This is a genomic window from Bacillus sp. YP1 (genome assembly GCF_000877815.1).
Lineage (GTDB): Bacteria > Bacillota > Bacilli > Bacillales > Bacillaceae > Bacillus > Bacillus subtilis.
Map to the genome: position 1 here is coordinate 2755232 of NZ_CP010014.1, position 16069 is coordinate 2771300.

At 46.5% G+C, this 16069-nt stretch carries 15 protein-coding genes; 4 read left to right on the forward strand and 11 right to left on the reverse strand.

Annotated features, from left to right (window positions below):
• The first annotated feature begins 9 nt into the window (after positions 1–9).
• A complete protein-coding gene (locus QF06_RS21430) occupies positions 10–168 on the forward strand; it encodes a DUF1540 domain-containing protein (RefSeq protein WP_003229069.1) in 159 nt (52 codons plus the stop codon).
• A gap of 18 nt (positions 169–186) precedes the next feature.
• Here the strand turns inward: QF06_RS21430 and mntD are convergent, their stop codons facing one another.
• From mntD to QF06_RS13600, 10 genes are all read right to left on the reverse strand, one after another.
• Positions 187–1074, reverse strand: a complete 888-nt coding sequence (gene mntD, locus QF06_RS13555) for a manganese ABC transporter permease MntD (protein ID WP_041851129.1) — start codon at positions 1072–1074, stop codon at positions 187–189.
• Positions 1064–2371, reverse strand: a complete 1308-nt coding sequence (gene mntC / locus QF06_RS13560; protein WP_041851130.1) for a manganese ABC transporter permease MntC — start codon at positions 2369–2371, stop codon at positions 1064–1066. The genes mntD and mntC overlap by 11 nt, the downstream gene beginning before the upstream one ends.
• Before the next feature lie 5 nt (positions 2372–2376).
• Positions 2377–3129, reverse strand: coding sequence for a manganese ABC transporter ATP-binding protein MntB (mntB, locus tag QF06_RS13565; protein ID WP_041851131.1), 753 nt, complete (start codon positions 3127–3129; stop codon positions 2377–2379).
• 18 nt (positions 3130–3147) lie between these two features.
• Entirely contained in the window at positions 3148–4068 is a 921-nt protein-coding gene (gene mntA / locus QF06_RS13570) for a manganese ABC transporter substrate-binding protein/adhesin MntA (protein WP_041851132.1), read from the reverse strand.
• 279 nt (positions 4069–4347) lie between these two features.
• Entirely contained in the window at positions 4348–5463 is a 1116-nt protein-coding gene (gene menC / locus QF06_RS13575; protein WP_041851133.1) for an o-succinylbenzoate synthase, read from the reverse strand.
• Positions 5460–6920, reverse strand: coding sequence for an o-succinylbenzoate--CoA ligase (locus QF06_RS13580; protein WP_041851134.1), 1461 nt, complete (start codon positions 6918–6920; stop codon positions 5460–5462). The genes menC and QF06_RS13580 overlap by 4 nt, the downstream gene beginning before the upstream one ends.
• Positions 6921–7010: 90 nt before the next feature.
• Complete coding sequence (gene menB / locus QF06_RS13585) at positions 7011–7826, reverse strand: 1,4-dihydroxy-2-naphthoyl-CoA synthase (protein ID WP_003229054.1); 816 nt, start codon at positions 7824–7826, stop codon at positions 7011–7013.
• Between the two features lie 34 nt (positions 7827–7860).
• The gene (gene menH, locus QF06_RS13590; RefSeq protein WP_041851135.1) at positions 7861–8685 is read right to left on the reverse strand and encodes a 2-succinyl-6-hydroxy-2,4-cyclohexadiene-1-carboxylate synthase; all 825 of its coding nucleotides are present in this window, start codon (positions 8683–8685) and stop codon (positions 7861–7863) included.
• On the reverse strand, positions 8673–10415 hold the full coding sequence (menD, locus tag QF06_RS13595) for a 2-succinyl-5-enolpyruvyl-6-hydroxy-3-cyclohexene-1-carboxylic-acid synthase (RefSeq protein WP_041851136.1): 1743 nt from the start codon (positions 10413–10415) through the stop codon (positions 8673–8675). Before menD ends, menH begins: the two co-directional genes overlap by 13 nt.
• Entirely contained in the window at positions 10412–11827 is a 1416-nt protein-coding gene (locus QF06_RS13600) for an isochorismate synthase (protein ID WP_015714577.1), read from the reverse strand. The genes menD and QF06_RS13600 overlap by 4 nt, the downstream gene beginning before the upstream one ends.
• A 289-nt stretch (positions 11828–12116) precedes the next feature.
• Between QF06_RS13600 and QF06_RS13605 the strand changes: the two genes are divergently transcribed.
• The gene (locus QF06_RS13605; protein ID WP_003229046.1) at positions 12117–12836 is read left to right on the forward strand and encodes a yteA family sporulation protein; all 720 of its coding nucleotides are present in this window, start codon (positions 12117–12119) and stop codon (positions 12834–12836) included.
• 8 nt (positions 12837–12844) lie between these two features.
• Here the strand turns inward: QF06_RS13605 and QF06_RS13610 are convergent, their stop codons facing one another.
• A complete protein-coding gene (locus tag QF06_RS13610; protein WP_021480369.1) occupies positions 12845–13663 on the reverse strand; it encodes a UTP--glucose-1-phosphate uridylyltransferase in 819 nt (272 codons plus the stop codon).
• Positions 13664–13834: 171 nt separating this feature from the next.
• On the opposite strand from QF06_RS13610, the gene QF06_RS13615 reads away from it, so the two are divergent.
• Both QF06_RS13615 and QF06_RS13620 read left to right on the forward strand, forming a co-directional pair.
• Positions 13835–15121: a UDP-glucose dehydrogenase family protein gene (locus QF06_RS13615; RefSeq protein WP_038829930.1), complete on the forward strand. Its 1287-nt coding sequence runs from the start codon at positions 13835–13837 to the stop codon at positions 15119–15121.
• The gene (locus tag QF06_RS13620; RefSeq protein WP_032726473.1) at positions 15118–16068 is read left to right on the forward strand and encodes an NAD-dependent epimerase/dehydratase family protein; all 951 of its coding nucleotides are present in this window, start codon (positions 15118–15120) and stop codon (positions 16066–16068) included. Before QF06_RS13615 ends, QF06_RS13620 begins: the two co-directional genes overlap by 4 nt.
• Position 16069 lies beyond the last annotated feature (1 nt).

Genomic DNA, 16069 nt, shown 5'->3' on the forward strand with positions numbered 1-16069 from the left:
GGGGATGGCATGGAGCAGAAAATTCTATGTGAGGTCAACAACTGTTCTTATTGGGGCAAAGGTAACAAATGCACCGCTGATGCCATTTATGTTGTCAGCCATACTGGTGAAACGGCTGAAAACAGCCGGGAAACAGACTGCAAAACGTTTAAGCCGCATGATTTGTAATTAAAAGAAAGAGCTGCATCAGCCAGCTCTTTCTTTTTGCATGTTGAGTGTTCTCAGCTTTTTAGTTATGACCCCGTTTGCAGGTGAAAACAAAAAGGCGCTTGCATAACATACACCTGTCATGGCTGCCATCGCTCCTGAAATCGAAACATTAAGCCACGTTGCGAAGAAATAGCCCATGACCGCCGACAGCCCGCCAATCAACGCGCTGAGAATCAGCATATAAAGAAGCCGGTCTGTCAACAAATGTGCCGCAGCCGGCGGAACAATCAGCATGGCCACAACCAATACGGCACCAACCGAATCAAAGGAAGCAACAGTCGTCAGGGACAGCATGCCCATTTGCACGTAATGAATGAGCAAAACTGGTATTCCCAAGGCTAAAGCCATTTGAGGATCAAACGAAGCGATTTTAAACTCCTTATAGCACACACTGATCAACACTACGTTTAAAACCAGAACAGATGTCAGCATCCAAAACGCTTTCGGCCCAATATCAACCCCGAATACCGTCACCGTATTCCACGGCACAAAAGCGATTTCTCCCATTAACGAGTGCTCAATATCGAGATGGACATTCGCTCCATACACAGAAAGCAAAATAACCCCGATTGCAAATAAGGATGTAAACACAACTCCTATGGCAGCATCTGATTGAACCCCCTTGCTATGAAGAAGCTGAACCAAGAAAGCCGTTAACAGACCGGTTGCGGCTGCGCCAATAAACATAGAAATCCCATCGAGACTTCCCGTCACTAGAAAAGCGCCGACAATGCCAAGCAACACTGTATGACTGATTGCGTCGGCCAGCATCGCCATGCTTCTCAGCACAAGAAATGTGCCGATCAATCCGCAGCTTACACCGACTAATACACCGGTAGCTATAATCCATGCTTCAAAACTCATTTGCGATCTGTCCCTTCTCGGCATCATGAGACGCTTTTCGACGCTCTGGCATCCGTCCATACAGCTTTAAGAGTGAATAAAGCCGCTCTCTCGTTTCTCTCGGTAAACGGTCCGGATCAAAGCAGTCCTGATCGGATTCTATATTGGCAAGTTCCATTTCATGCATGAGATACACTTCATACATCCGCTGCTTCAAAGCTGTGTGATAGCCTTTTTCTATCCCTTTGCTTGTGATTTGCCAAATTCCATTTTCGATACGCTCAATGCACCTCTCTTGTTCCAAGTCATTTAATGCCTTAAGGCATAATGAAGGGGATAGGCGTCTTTTCTTTCTTACACTTTCAACAGTTACACAAAGATTATTCTTTTCATACTGTTCATAAATCTCCAAAAGCACTTGCTCCCTGCTTGTTCTGCGCCGCAGCCTCATCAGCCTTATGGCTTTAGCAGCCAATCCCCGCTTAGGCGCGCAAATCATTGAAAAAAGAAAGAGCAGCGTTGCAGATAAGATCATTAATGGCCCTGTCGCCATTCCCTTCATCGTGGTGCTAAGCAGGGTTCCGGCCACGCCGCTGACCCCGCCTGTCATCCCGGCAATGACGATCATCCCGGTTAATCGTTCGGTCCAATATCTCGCAGCTATGGCAGGTGTAATCAGCATAGCCGCCATTAATATCACACCAACAGTCTGAAGCCCAATGACGACAGCACAGACAATCAGACAAGCCAAAAGCCCATTTAAAAAACGCACCGGGATTCCTAATCCCTTTGCAAACGCGAGATCAAAAGTAATCAATGTAAATTCCTTAAAGAAAACAATACATAGGAGCAGTAGAGCAGCGGATATTCCTGCAATAAGGATGATATCCTGCCTGACCAATGAAGCAGCCTGGCCGAATAAAAAAGAATCAAGCCCGCTTTGGCTTCCCGCCCCCTGTTGCTGAATATATGTCAGCAGAATGATCCCGACGCCAAAAAACACAGAAAGAACAATCCCGATCGCCGAGTCCTCCTTTGTTTTTGAAAGCCGCGGAATCAGCTGAATACAAAACGTTCCGAGCAGCCCGACGAGCGCCGCACCCAGCAAAAAGAAAGGCAGTGATTTTTGCCCAGTGAACAGAAAAGCGAGACACACTCCCGGCAGAGCTGAATGGGCCATCGCATCGCCGATTAAACTTTGCTTTCTCAGCAGCACAAAGCTGCCCAAAACACCGCTTGCCATCCCGAGCAAAAGCGTACCGGCCAGCACCCACTGTGTATTCGGATGCTGGAGCTGCAGCCACAAACTTTCAAACATCGCGCTCACTCCTTATGTCCTTCTGCCAGCACTTTATCTTTTAAAAACGTAAGCCTTCCTCCATATGTTTTTTGCAGGTTTTCGATCGTAAAAACGTTTTCCGCCGGTCCGAAAGCGATTTTTCTTAAATGAAGCAGTAAGATCCAATCGAAATAATCCTCGGCGGTCTGCAGGTCATGATGGACGACAAGCACGGTTTTTCCTTTTTCTTTGAGTTCTGCCAACAGCGTCATAATCGCCCGCTCCGTCGCTGCATCGACACCTGCAAACGGTTCATCCATAAAATAAATGTCAGCGTTCTGGCAGAGTGCCCGGGCAAGAAACACCCGCTGCTGCTGGCCGCCTGACAGCTGGCTGATCTGCCTCTTCGCATAATCAAGCATCCCGACTTTTGCTAATGCGGCCTTCGCCATCTCCACATCCGCTTTCTTTGGCCTCTTTAATAAACCGATTCTCCCGTATCTTCCCATTAGGACGACATCGAGCGCGCTTGTGGGGAAATCCCAGTCAACCGTGCCGCGCTGCGGAACATATCCGATTCTGGTCCGCTGATCCTTATAGTCTTTGCCGTAAATAGAGATGTCTCCGGAAGCACGGGGCACAAGACCGAGAATCGTTTTGATCAAGGTTGATTTTCCCGCGCCGTTTGGGCCGATAATGCCAATAAGTTTTCCTTCCGGCACCTGCAGCGAAATGTCCTGCAGTACAGGCTTTTTATGATAAGCAACCGTCACATTATCAAGCTCAACAGGGAACATATCCTTCACCTCTTTTCTTTATTTAAGCGCTTTACTAATCGTGTTGATATTGTGGCGGAACATTCCTTCGTATGTGCCTTCTTTTGTGCCCTTTTCACCCATGGCATCCGAATAAAGCTGACCGCCGATTGTGACTGTATGGCCTTTTTCTTTAGCGCCTTCCACTACTGCATTGATTGATTTTTCAGATACACTGCTTTCTACGAACACAGCTTTTATTTGTTTTTCTGTCAGAAGATCAACCAGCTCCTGAACATCCCTTAATCCATAGTCCGAATCTGTGCTGAGTCCCTGCAGGCCTTTTACCTTAAATCCATACTCATTCCCAAAGTACGCAAACGCATCATGAGCAGTCACAAGCACACGGCTTTTCTCCGGAATATGTGCGATCTCTTTACGCGACCACTTGTCTAAATATTGCAAATCTTCTTTGTACTCTTTGGCATTTTTCCGAAAGGCATCTGCGTGCTGAGGCATTGCTTTGCTGAATTGCGCTTCAATTTCATCCACCGCATAGATCCATAACGGAATGCTGAACCAGACGTGGGGATCAAACGTCTTGCCTTCCCCCGCGGGAATAAGCTTATTTTTCGGAATGGCCTCAGCTACTGCCGCCGATTGTTTTTGTTCGCCGATTTTTTGGAGGACATCCTCCATTTTCCCTTCCAAATGCAACCCGCTGTACAGAACAACATCGGCAGACATTAATTTTTTCGTGTCACCTTGGGAAGCTTTGTAGAGGTGCGGATCAACCCCCGGTCCCATTAAAGAGGTGACTTTTACATGTTCACCTCCGATGTTTTCTGCTGCATCGGCAATTTGAGATGTTGTCGCTGTCACTTGTAATTGCTGATCAGCGCTTTTTCCGGCTGAATCCGTTCCGCATCCCGTTAAAACAAAGGTCGCAAAAAGCACTGCTGCCATCAGCCCTCGTCTCATATTTCTCCTCCTCTTTGCCATCAATGTCCGATTGTTTTATCTTATGTTGTCAGTTCTTAGACATGTGACATTAAATTAGCCAAAAGCATGTTTTATTTACACAGGACAAAAAGTTTCCTTTGTGCAAAATTATCGCGTTTGGCCATTTTTGTCAAGCTAATTTACATAAAAAAACCGGCTGGGTCAGCAGCCGGTCCAAACGAGAAGGGATGTATTCAACGAACACTTTTACTGTAACAGCACAGTGTCATTTATTCAAAATAGCAAAATGCTTTTTTCTTAACCATGCTGTGTGAAAACATCCATTTTGGTCACATATTTTCGCATAATGTCTTGGTTTACCTCAACCCCTAAACCAGGCTGTTTTGACACAGAAATAAATCCATTATCAATACGAATATCAGGAGTTACAATATCTTTATCCCAATAGCGTGAGGATGAAGATATATCGCCAGGTATTGTGAATTGAGGCAGTGAAGCAAGCGCCACGTTCTGCGCTCTTGATATGCCTGTTTCCAGCATTCCGCCGCACCAAACCTGCATATGATGCTCTTTGCATAAATCATGAATTTTTAAGGCTTCTGTTAAGCCGCCGACACGAGAAGGTTTTATATTAATAATTTTGCAGCTTCCTAGCTCAATTGCCCGTCTCGCATCATCAACTGAACAAATGCTCTCATCAAGGCAAATGGCCGTTTTCAAATGTTTCTGCAGGTGGCGGTGGTCAACGATATCGTCGGATTGAAGGGGCTGCTCAATCATCATTAAATGGTAGTCATCAAGCTCCTTTAAGCGGCTGATATCCTTCAGTTCGTAAGAGGAATTGGCATCGGCCATAAGCGGGATGTTTGGGAATCGGCTACGGATGGCCTTGACCAATTCCACATCCTGCCCAGGCTGAATTTTAATTTTTATTCTTTGATAACCTTCTTTTTGATAGCTCTCTATTTCCTTCAGCATATCGTCAAGAGGCGCCAGGCCGACTACCACCCCGGCAGGGACTTTATCTCTTGTTCCGCCCAATGCCTCAGCAAGGGATACGCCCTTCTTTTTGGCATAAATATCCCATACAGCCGATTCAAGTCCCGCTTTTGCCATCCGGTTTCCTTTATACCGCGCCAGGCTGTCCGGCACTTCTGAAGGATGATTGAATTCACGGCCGACGACATTTGGGATAAAAAAATCTTTTAGCATATGCAAACATGTTCCAATGGTTTCCTCGGTGTACCAAGGCGAAGAGAAAGCGGAAACTTCTCCCCAGCCTGTGACACCTGTTGTATCAATGGCTTCCACGATCAGAAATTTACGCTCTTGAAGCGTTTCGATACTGTTTTTAAACGGTTTCTTTAAGTTCATGCTCAAATGGTAAAGCGTGATTTTTTCTATTTCGATCATAGCAGTTCTCCTTTACGCGCATCCTTCAGCTGATTTCGCAAGAGCTTATTAGACGCATTGCGCGGCAGGCGGTCAAGCACATAGAATTTTGCCGGAATTTTATACTTCGCCAAGCGTTCTTTACAGTAGTCAGTCAATTCTTCTGCGCTCACAGGCGTGTGAAGGACAAGATAGGCGTGAGGCACTTTCCCCCATTTTTTGTCCTCAGCCCCTGAAACCCCGGCTTCGGCCACAGCGGGGTGTGAAAGCAGCACTGACTCCACTTCGGCCGGATAAATGTTTTCTCCGCCAGAAATGATCAGATCTGAACGTCTGTCTAATACATATAAAAAGCCTTCATTGTCCAAATAACCAAGATCACCTGTTTTCAGCCAGCCATTTTGAAAAGAGGCTTCGTTTGCGCTCTCCCGGTTAAAATAGCTTTTCATGACATTCGGGCCTTTGACCATAATTTCACCGTGTTCAAACGGTTCACATACCTGTCCGTCCCGCTCTATTTTGATTTCACACGAAAACAGCGGTTTCCCCGCAGATCCGAGCTTTTCCATACTGAATTCCGGCGACAGGGTAACAATTTGCGAGCATGTTTCTGTCATTCCATATGACTGAAAGACAGGGAATCCTTTCTCACGGCATTCCTCAAGCAATGGCAGCGGTGCAGGACCGCCGCCGAGAAGAATGCATCTGATGGATTCAGGGCAGCGGTTTGTTTCTTCCAAAAGACTGGCCAGCATAGTCTGCACCGCAGATATCATTGTCACTTCATGCCTGTTGATAGAATCCAGCACATCGCTTACGGAAAAACGCTGGTGAAGCACGACAGTCATTCCATAGATCACAGATTTAAATAATGCGGACAAGCCGCTGATGTGAAAGAGCGGCAATGCGATAAGCCAGCGGTCTTGTTCTGTTATACCCAAATTAAGAGCGGACGACACCGCACTGAAATAATGGTTTCCGAACGTTTGCTGAACTCCCTTGGGCTTTCCTGTCGTACCCGACGTATACATCAGCGTTGCCGTTGCATCCATTTGCATATAAGCCTGGATCTCAATTTCCTCTGCTGCTTCTTTCATCAGTTCATCCACATCAATCGTTTGAACGATGTGTTCATATTCTTTCTTCTCAAAGCTTGAATCTGTCAATAAAAAGCCGGATCCCGAATCCTCCAGCTGAAACAGCCTTTCATGTGTTGACAGCTTCGTATTCAAAAGCACCGCCTTAACACCAAGCAAAAAACAAGCGTGAACGGCGTATACCATTTCCGCACGGTTTTGGAGCAAAATAGCCGCAGTATCCCCTTTCCGAACCGAATGAGCGGCAAGCTGTGCCGCCATTCGTTTAGACGCAGCAAATAATTCTGCAAATGTCACGGTTTGGTCTCTATAAATGAGAGCGATTCTCTCAGGTGTCAGCTGTGCCCGCTGCATGAGCCAGTTGGGCTGTTCTGTCAGCATGTCATCATCTCCGAGGTAAAATGTCTGTATTGAAAAGAAAACAGCTTGGACCGCAAAGTCTCAAGCTGTTGGTTTACTAAGTATTGCTGATCACGGGAAACGAGGGAACTGTCCGAAATCTGGTTTGCGTTTTTCCTTAAAGGAATCACGGCCTTCTTTTGCTTCATCTGTTGTGTAGTAAAGAAGGGTAGCATCCCCTGCAAACTGCTGAATTCCAGCAAGTCCGTCTGTGTCCGCGTTAAACGCAGCTTTAAGAAAGCGCAGTGCGGTCGGGCTTTTTTCAAGCATTTCTTCACACCATTTAATCGTTTCTTCTTCAAGCTGTTCCAAAGGAACGACTGTGTTGACAAGACCCATGTCCAGTGCTTCCTGTGCGTTGTACTGACGGCATAGGTACCAGATTTCACGTGCTTTTTTATGTCCTACAATTCGAGCCAGGTAGCCAGAACCGTAACCTGCATCGAAGCTTCCCACTTTAGGGCCTGTTTGTCCGAAAATTGCGTTGTCCGCAGCAATTGTCAAGTCACATACGATGTGAAGCACATGGCCTCCGCCGATCGCATATCCGGACACCATCGCAACAACCGGTTTCGGGATGACGCGGATTAAACGCTGAAGATCCAATACGTTAAGACGCGGGATCTGGTCGTCTCCTACATATCCACCGTGGCCGCGCACTTTTTGGTCTCCGCCAGAACAAAATGCCTTGTCCCCTGCACCGGCAAGCACGATAACCCCAACGTTTTGGTCGTCTCTTGCGTCAGCAAACGCATCAATCATTTCAGCAACCGTTTTAGGGGTAAACGCATTATGTACCTCAGGTCGGTTGATTGTTATTTTTGCAATGCCATTATACGTTTCATACAATATCTCATCGTATGTCCGTTTTGTTTTCCATTCAGCCATATGATGACCTCCTTTTATTCTCTATGTGAATGAGTCAGATGCTTGTCAAAAACTCACTCACTATTTTACCAAACAATCGCGGCTGTTCCACATGGACCGTATGTCCTGCTTTTGGAACAATCTCTATTCTACTAGAAGGAAGCATCTTATGCACCTCTTGATTGATGGCGCAAAATTTTTCGTCCCACTCCCCGCAGATAAGAAGCACAGGAACATCTATTTCCTCTACACGGCTCCACAAGGAAGGCTGTGAACCGGTGCCCATGCCGGTTAAACTGTTCGCAAGCCCAATCTTATTGTTCCGCAGACGGCCCGATCGTATCCTGTGCCGAATATCTTCAGCCAGCCTCTGCTGAGATGAAAACAAAGGGATATTCTCCCAATACGCAACAAACGCTTTGAGCCCGTCTCGTAAAATAAAATCAGCAAGCTTCCGGTCCCGCATGATTCGTTCCCGCCGTTCCCCAAGTGTTTTGAGCCCCGGCGTCGTGCTTTCAAGCACAAGTGCCGATACCCGCTCGGGATATGTCATCGCAAAAGAGTAAGCAAGCCTTCCTCCCATAGAATACCCAATCAATTTCACTTTGTGAAGTTTTAATTGATCAAAAATCTCGGCAAGGTCAGAAACTTGCCGGCTTGTGCTGTATCTTTTCCCATTCAGCGGGGCATCGGTTTCCCCATGCCCTAAACAATCAATTTTGATCAAACGGGAATCAGGCAGCATTTCATCAAGAAAAGTCCATGATTGTTTGCTGCCGGTAAACCCGTGCAGACAGACGATGGCTTCGGAAGCATTCGGTCCCTCGTCTGCCACTGCATATCGGACACCATCTGATACCGTTATGTTTACAGTTCCCATTGTTTTTTCACTTCCCGCACAGCCTCATTCAGCATATCGCGATGAAGCTGGACTCTTGATTGGCGATCCGTTTTGATTTCAATCAAATGGAGTCCGGGCTTGTCTGCCTGCGGCGCGTAAGCTGTTTTGAATTCATCCCAAGAAGCCGGGCATGAATACGTTCCGCCGTAAAGTGCAGCCGCATGCTTGAAATCGAGCCCTGTCGGTGTGCCGAACAAATCTTCAAAGTGTGTCTTCTCAGAAGCCTGCGGCAAAAAGGAGAAAATCCCTCCTCCGTCATTATTGACAAGAATCACAGTAAGAGGAATACCCAGCTTTTTGGCCGCCAGCAGGCCGTTTAAATCGTGATAAAAAGATAAATCTCCAATCACAAGGGTAACAGGCGCTTTTGTTCCTTCACATACCCCCATGGCAGAGGAGACGACACCGTCTATCCCGTTTGCTCCCCGGTTTGAATAAATCCGGAAAGGGCGGTCCTGCTTTTCAAAAAACGTATCAACATCCCTGATCGGCATGCTGTTTCCCACAAACAGCGAGCTGTTTTCAGGCACAAGATGCTGAAGGATTCGATAGAGATTACCTTCAAACGAAACATCTTCACTGCTGATTGTTTGCAGATGCTCGCGGAACCGCCCATTGACAAACTGCCACTTTTCCAGCCACTCTGAGGATCTGGTGGCAGCAGTAAGGCCTGCCATGATCTCCTCAGCAAAAACAGACGCATTACAATGAATCATATGCGCGCTTGCCTGTGTCGGGTCTCTCCACCCTCCATCCCCGTCAATCACGATTTGCTGAATCGCCGGATCATCCTTAAGCCATAAGAAAACCGGTTTTGAAACAGGCATCGGCCCAAACCGAATGACAACATCAGGACGAAGTTTCCGCTTCAGCTCATCATCTTTTAAAAACGAATCATACGCATCAATAACAGTGCTTTTATCATGAACACCATTCCGCAGATTAGACAGCGGATCCGCTAAAATTGGATACTGAAGCGCTTTTGAAAGCGCAATAATGTTTTCCTTGTCCGCATCACTATGGAGCTCTCCGCAGACGATCATTCCTTTTTCAGCCTCTGCGAGCATCTCAGCCACATCAGACAGGGACTCGCGGTCAACAGACTGCGTACCCGTTTTCACAGACACATGACGCCCTGTTCTCATTCTTCCAAACGGCTCATCTGAAAGATCCGGCATCAGCGGTTCGCGCAGCGGCACATTCACATGGACAGGCCCCATTGGGCGCTTTTGTGCTTCTCCGGCAGCGCGGCTTGCCAGCGTTCGGATGTATCTCAACATTTGCGGAGACTCTTCAGGAAGAGCAGAGTCTGTGAAAAACTTAACAAAGTTACCGAATAAGAAGTGCTGATTAATAGCCTGCGGTGCGCCTACTTCGCGCAGCTCATGAGGCCGATCAGCAGTTAACACAATAATAGGCACCCTTGAATAATGGGCTTCAACCACAGCCGGATAAAAGTTGGCCGCGGCTGTTCCAGATGTACAGATCAATAGTACGGGACGCTGCTTCGCTTTTGCCAAACCTAAGGCAAAAAATCCGGCAGACCTTTCATCAATTTGGACATGGACGCTGATATCGGGATGCGCAGCACAAAGAACAGCCAGCGGTGTAGATCTTGAGCCCGGACAAACGACGGCGTCCGTAATTCCGGAAAGGGCGAATTCATCAATAAAACTTCCGATGTAATGAGTAATCGGGTTGACTGTCAACGCCTCTCACCTCCTAATGCAGAGATCATCGGCTTTAATTTAATCTGTGTTTCTTCATATTCCGAGATTGGTTCCGAGTCTTCCACAATACCGCACCCGGCAAACAGCCTTGCTGTGCTTCCTTCGATGAGCCCTGAACGAATGGCTACCGCGAATTCCCCGTTATCCTGGCTGTCAATCCAGCCGATAGGGGCCGCATACCAGCCGCGAGACATCGGTTCAATCTCTCTGATCACGTCAACAGCTTTTTCCTGAGGTGATCCCCCAAGTGCCGGAGTGGGGTGCAGCTTCTCAATTAAGTCAAAAATCGAAGCAGACTCGCGCAGCTGTCCAACAATCGGCGTAAACAGGTGCTGAACGCTTTTTGTTTTGTACAAAACAGGTCCATCAGGCTTTTCAACCTCTGAACAGCTTGATACAAAAGCATTATGAATCATACCTACCACAATATCATGCTCAAGCAGGTTTTTCTCATCGTTTAATAATTCAAGGCCTATCCGGCAGTCGTCTTCTTCATTCACGCCTCGTTTAATGGAGCCTGCCAGACAGGAAGACATGACAGTGCCGCCGTCTCTTTTGATCAGTCTTTCCGGAGACGCGCCGACAAAAGTTTTGCCTTCTTGTTCAATTGCAAAAACATAGCTTGTCTGCTGATCGTCCAGAAGGGTTTTAAGCACCGGTTCTATTTGGATTGGACCGTCAAACGTGAGCAGCAGCTCTCGGGCAAGAACAACCTTATCATATTGTTTCCCTTTAATTTGGCTTGTGGCTGTTTCGATTGCTTTCAGCCAATCATCCTTATCCAGCTCTTCGGCTGCTGCAATCACAGCCTGATCTTCTTGCTTGAAATCGGGAACCATAAATTCCGCCGCAAAAGCTTTTAAGCCTTCTAAAACAGCTTCTGCGTCTTCTCCTCCGCTTACCCATCTGTTAACTGTTAAGAACGGGCCTTCAGCAGTCATCGTCAGCATAAGCGCAGGCACAAAGAAATCCCCTTCCGAGAAATGGTCCCATTGTGAACCTCTTTCTTCGCAAGGGTCAAAAGAAAATCCTCCGAATAACACAGGTCCCACTGCAGAATGCTGCAGCTTTTCTTCTTCATAAATATGAAAAGCCGTCTTTTTAAAGCGCTCCCATTGTTCAAAAACCTCACGATACCGCTCGCTGTTTTTTTGATTTGTCTGGAAAACCGCTTCTTTGCCAAGACCGACTATTGTCAATTCACTTTCAGGATCTGACCAAAAAAATCGATTGCCTGTATATTTTTTTGCTCCGTAATTGAAAAATGATAGAGGGTCAAGAGACTCGATTTGTCTCGAATAGCTTATTAAGACAGCATGGTTGACTTCTTTGGCTTTATGTAATGCATGTAGAACTTCCTTTCGGAACGTACGCTGCACCGTTGTCACCATGAGACATTCCTCCATAATCCTTAAAATGCTTTTAATACCATACACCTGTGTCTCCTTTGTGTCAAACACAGATCATGCAGTCCAAATGGCCTGCCTTACCTATTATAAACCTAATTTCAGAAATGAAAAAGAAACAAAGCTTAAATTTCTTTCTCCACTGATAGCAAAGGTTGTATCCGCTTACCATAAAAGGAAAACCTCCTATATTCCTCCACCCGCCATTTATGAAAGTTCTCAGGCGATCTGTTCATACTAAAGGTATGCATCACAGAGAAACGAGGCGATCACATTGCTTACGAAAGAACAGCTTCAGCATTTAAAAAATGAACTGGAACAAACGAAAAAAGATATCTTAAACCGTTTCAAAGACAATGACCATTTTCAGCTTAACTCAGCCTTTCCTTATGATTCGTGGGGTGAGCTTTCGGCATACGACAACCATCCCGGCGATCAGGCGACAGAACTTTACGAGCGTGAGAAAGACATCGCTCTAGACTTGCATGAGCGAGAGCACCTTCGGGACATTGAGCATTCATTGAAGGCGATAGAAAACGGTACGTATGGCATTTGTGAAGTCAGCGGAAAGGAAATCCCTTTCGAACGACTTGAAGCGCTTCCGACTGCCACAACCCTCGCGGAGTATTCTTCACAGGACGTGGTTTCCAAAGACCGTCCGATTGAAGAAGAAACACCATTCGGGCAATTTGAATTTGATGATGATGAAGAAATCAGAGCGCCATATGACAGTGAGGATTCCTATCAGGATGTCGAAAAATATGGTAACTCACAAACGCCGCAGGATATGGAAAACCCTCCGCTCAGCTATGATGATATGACGATGAATGCCGAAGAGAATATCGGCAATACGGAGTCTTACGAAAATTTCATCGCTACAGATATCACTGGAAAAGAAATTACCGTTTATCAAAGCAGAGCCCATGAGCGCTATGAAGAAGAACTTGACGAAGAGGGAATCATGACCACATTCGGCGATCTCCACGCTGATTGAACCCCCGATTATTGGGGGTTCTTTTCCGTTTTCAGCATATCGTAAATCAGCTTCAGATAATCCTTTTGCAGGCCGATGTCATACCGCTCGCCCTCTAGCAATTTCCCGTATACGGTACATGCCCCGAGCGAAGCTTTTATCGCATCCGTTACCTGCACTTCTCCTCCGCTATCAGCTTCTAATGCCTCCAGCTCATTAAAAATATCCGGTGTGAAAATATAACGCCCTGCTGCGGCAAAATGAGACGGAGGGTTTTGTTTAGGTTTTTCCACAATATCCTGTATGCGATAAAGCCCTTTTTCAACAGACTCCCCTTTTATCACCCCGTAATGATGTAAATCCTCCGTTTTTGTTTCTTTTAAGCCGATCACACTGGACTGATATTTCGTATACACTTCAATCAGCTGCCCCAAAGCCGGCTGATTGGCGGAAAAAATCAGATCATCAGGCAAAACGACGGCAAAAGGCTCTCCGCCTGCAAATTGCTTTCCGAAAGAAATGGCGTCGCCAAGACCCTTTGCATAAGGCTGCCGCACATAGTGAATCCGTATATCCGGAATGGGATGTTCACTAAGCAAATGCAGTTTATTCTTAGAGGCCAAAAAAGCCTCAAGTGCCAAAGAGGAATCAAAATAGTCGACAATCAGATTTTTATGGCTCGATACAACCATCAAAATGTCCTCAATGCCTGACTCCTTTAATTCTTCAACAAGATAATGAATCACAGGCTTAGATCCTACCGGAAACATTTCTTTCGGAATCACCTTCGTCACCGGCAGATTTCTCGTGCCGAATCCGCCTGCAGGAATGATCGCTTTTTTTATCATGTTATATTCCCCTCAGCTCATGTTTATTACATGATATTCCAAGAGCGCATCCCGATGTTTGTACATCTGAAATTAGGCGGAAGCAACTGGGCAGAAAGCGGAATCACGAACCAGCCCTTTTTTAATAGGATATTGATATATGACCAGTAATCTTGTAAAGGAGCTCAGGTGATGAAAATTTGTGTGGTTGGCGCCGGGTATGTCGGTTTAACCCTATCAGCGGCACTGGCATCCATCGGACATGACATGATATGCACAGACAAAGACGTCAAAAAAATCGGGCAGCTGAAAAAAGGAGTCATTCCCTTTTACGAGCCTGGGCTTTCAGATGCAATACTTCGTTGCGGCAATCTCTCGTTTTCTTCTGAAGTGAAATCGAGCATGGAGGAATGTCCCGTTATTTTTATCGCAGTCGGAACCCCGCCGCGTTCGGACGGATCAGCTGATACGAAAGCCCTGCAGTCCGTCATCGGTGATTTAAGAGAGGCAATCCGATCGTATAAAACCATCATTACGAAAAGCACTGTTCCGCCCGGGACAAATGAAAACATAGCAAAACAGCTGATTGCCTCCGGAGTGTCTAAAAACCTCTTTAATATCGTATCCAATCCTGAGTTTCTGCGGGAAGGCAATGCCTTATATGACATGCTGCATCCTGACAAAACAGTCATCGGTGTTCAGGAAGAAGATCACGTATCGGCAGCCATCGTCAAATCCATTTACAAACACATTGATACCCCTTTTATCGTTACAAGCTTAGCGGGAGCGGAGCTGATCAAATATGCCAACAATTTCTTTTTAGCAGCCAAAATTTCGTTCATTAACGAAATGGCCCGCATATGTGAAGCCTATCAATCAGATATCTCAGATATTTCCCGCGCTATCGGTCTAGACCCAAGGATCGGGGAGCACTTTTTGCAGGCAGGCATCGGATACGGAGGCTCTTGTTTTCCAAAGGATCTGCAGGCGCTGCAATTTGCTGCCCAGAAAAAAAACACGGAGACCTTCCTGCTCCGGGCCGTGCAGCACATTAATGACACCCAGCTCGGCCTGTATATCAAAAAAATACAGTCATTCTTCGAAACACTTCAAGGCAAGAAAGCGGCTGTACTCGGCATTTCCTTCAAACCGAATACCGATGACATCAGGAATTCTCAGGCTGTCAGACTGATGGAAAGGCTGGCGGAGCTGGGATGTGATGTTCATGCATATGATCCTGAAGCTGTACTTCCAGAACATTTGCGGCAGCATGTAACTCAGCATTCTCAAGCTTTTGATGCGATCGAAGAAAGCGACTTTTTATTTTTGGCGACAGAATGGCCCGAGTTTTTAGCGTTTGATTGGAAAAAGGCTGCAGGCATCATGAAAGGGCGTCTTGTGATTGACGGACGCAACGTATTAAAAAAAGAACTGATCGAGGCTTGCGGCCTGATCTGTACGGGAGTTGGCCGTCCATGAAAATACTAGTCACAGGAGCAGCGGGCTTTATCGGCTCCCACCTCTGCGAAGAATTACTAAAAGATAAGAAACATAACGTTATCGGAATCGATGACTTTATCGGTCCTACTCCATTTTCCTTGAAATTAAAAAACCTTAAAAACCTGCTGCCGGAAAAGCGATTTACGTTCATAAAGGAAAATCTGCTGACAGCGGATCTTGCTCCCTTACTGGAAGGAGTGGACGTCATCTTTCATTTGGCGGCCATACCGGGTGTCCGCTCAAGCTGGGGCAGTCATTTTCACCCATATGCCGCACATAATATCCAAGCGCTCCAAAGGCTCCTCGAGGCGTGCCGGGAACATTCTATTCAAACGTTCGTCTTTGCATCCACCTCTTCCGTCTATGGTGAAAAACAAGGAAAAGTCAGCGAAAACACGTCGCTTTCTCCTTTATCTCCGTACGGGGTAACAAAGCTTACGGGAGAAAAGCTTTGCCATGTGTATCAACAAAGCTTTGACATTCCAATTGTGATTCTCCGTTTTTTTACCGTATACGGGCCAAGACAGCGGCCGGATATGGCTTTTCACCGGCTCATTAAGCAGCACCTTCAGCAAAAGCCGCTTACCATCTTCGGTGATGGGCAGCAGTCAAGAGATTTCACTTATATCAGCGACTGTGTCAAAGGCATCACCGCTGTTCTTGAGAAACCCCACCTTATTGGTGAAACAGTAAATATCGGCGGTGCTGAGCGTGCCTCAGTCTTAAAGGTTGTCTCCCTCATTGAGGATATTTCCGGTAGAAAAGCAACACTGCACTTTTCGGACAAAATAGCAGGGGAACCGCGCAACACGTGGGCGGATATTTCAAAAGCAAAGCAGCTCTTGCATTATGATCCCGCCACATCCTTAAAGGATGGCTTGACCAACGAAATCGCCTATTTATCGTCGCTGTATCAGGGGGAATAAA

Excerpts from the sequence above, each read along its gene's own strand:
- QF06_RS21430 (WP_003229069.1), top strand. The coding sequence starts at position 10 with ATGGAGCAGAAAATTCTATGTGAGGTCAACAACTGTTCTTATTGGGGC.
- mntD (WP_041851129.1), bottom strand. The coding sequence starts at position 1,074 with ATGAGTTTTGAAGCATGGATTATAGCTACCGGTGTATTAGTCGGTGTA.
- mntC (WP_041851130.1), bottom strand. The coding sequence starts at position 2,371 with ATGTTTGAAAGTTTGTGGCTGCAGCTCCAGCATCCGAATACACAGTGG.
- mntB (WP_041851131.1), bottom strand. The coding sequence starts at position 3,129 with ATGTTCCCTGTTGAGCTTGATAATGTGACGGTTGCTTATCATAAAAAG.
- mntA (WP_041851132.1), bottom strand. The coding sequence starts at position 4,068 with ATGAGACGAGGGCTGATGGCAGCAGTGCTTTTTGCGACCTTTGTTTTA.
- menC (WP_041851133.1), bottom strand. The coding sequence starts at position 5,463 with ATGATCGAAATAGAAAAAATCACGCTTTACCATTTGAGCATGAACTTA.
- QF06_RS13580 (WP_041851134.1), bottom strand. The coding sequence starts at position 6,920 with ATGCTGACAGAACAGCCCAACTGGCTCATGCAGCGGGCACAGCTGACA.
- menB (WP_003229054.1), bottom strand. The coding sequence starts at position 7,826 with ATGGCTGAATGGAAAACAAAACGGACATACGATGAGATATTGTATGAA.
- menH (WP_041851135.1), bottom strand. The coding sequence starts at position 8,685 with ATGGGAACTGTAAACATAACGGTATCAGATGGTGTCCGATATGCAGTG.
- QF06_RS13600 (WP_015714577.1), bottom strand. The coding sequence starts at position 11,827 with ATGGTGACAACGGTGCAGCGTACGTTCCGAAAGGAAGTTCTACATGCA.
- QF06_RS13610 (WP_021480369.1), bottom strand. The coding sequence starts at position 13,663 with ATGATAAAAAAAGCGATCATTCCTGCAGGCGGATTCGGCACGAGAAAT.
- QF06_RS13615 (WP_038829930.1), top strand. The coding sequence starts at position 13,835 with ATGAAAATTTGTGTGGTTGGCGCCGGGTATGTCGGTTTAACCCTATCA.
- QF06_RS13620 (WP_032726473.1), top strand. The coding sequence starts at position 15,118 with ATGAAAATACTAGTCACAGGAGCAGCGGGCTTTATCGGCTCCCACCTC.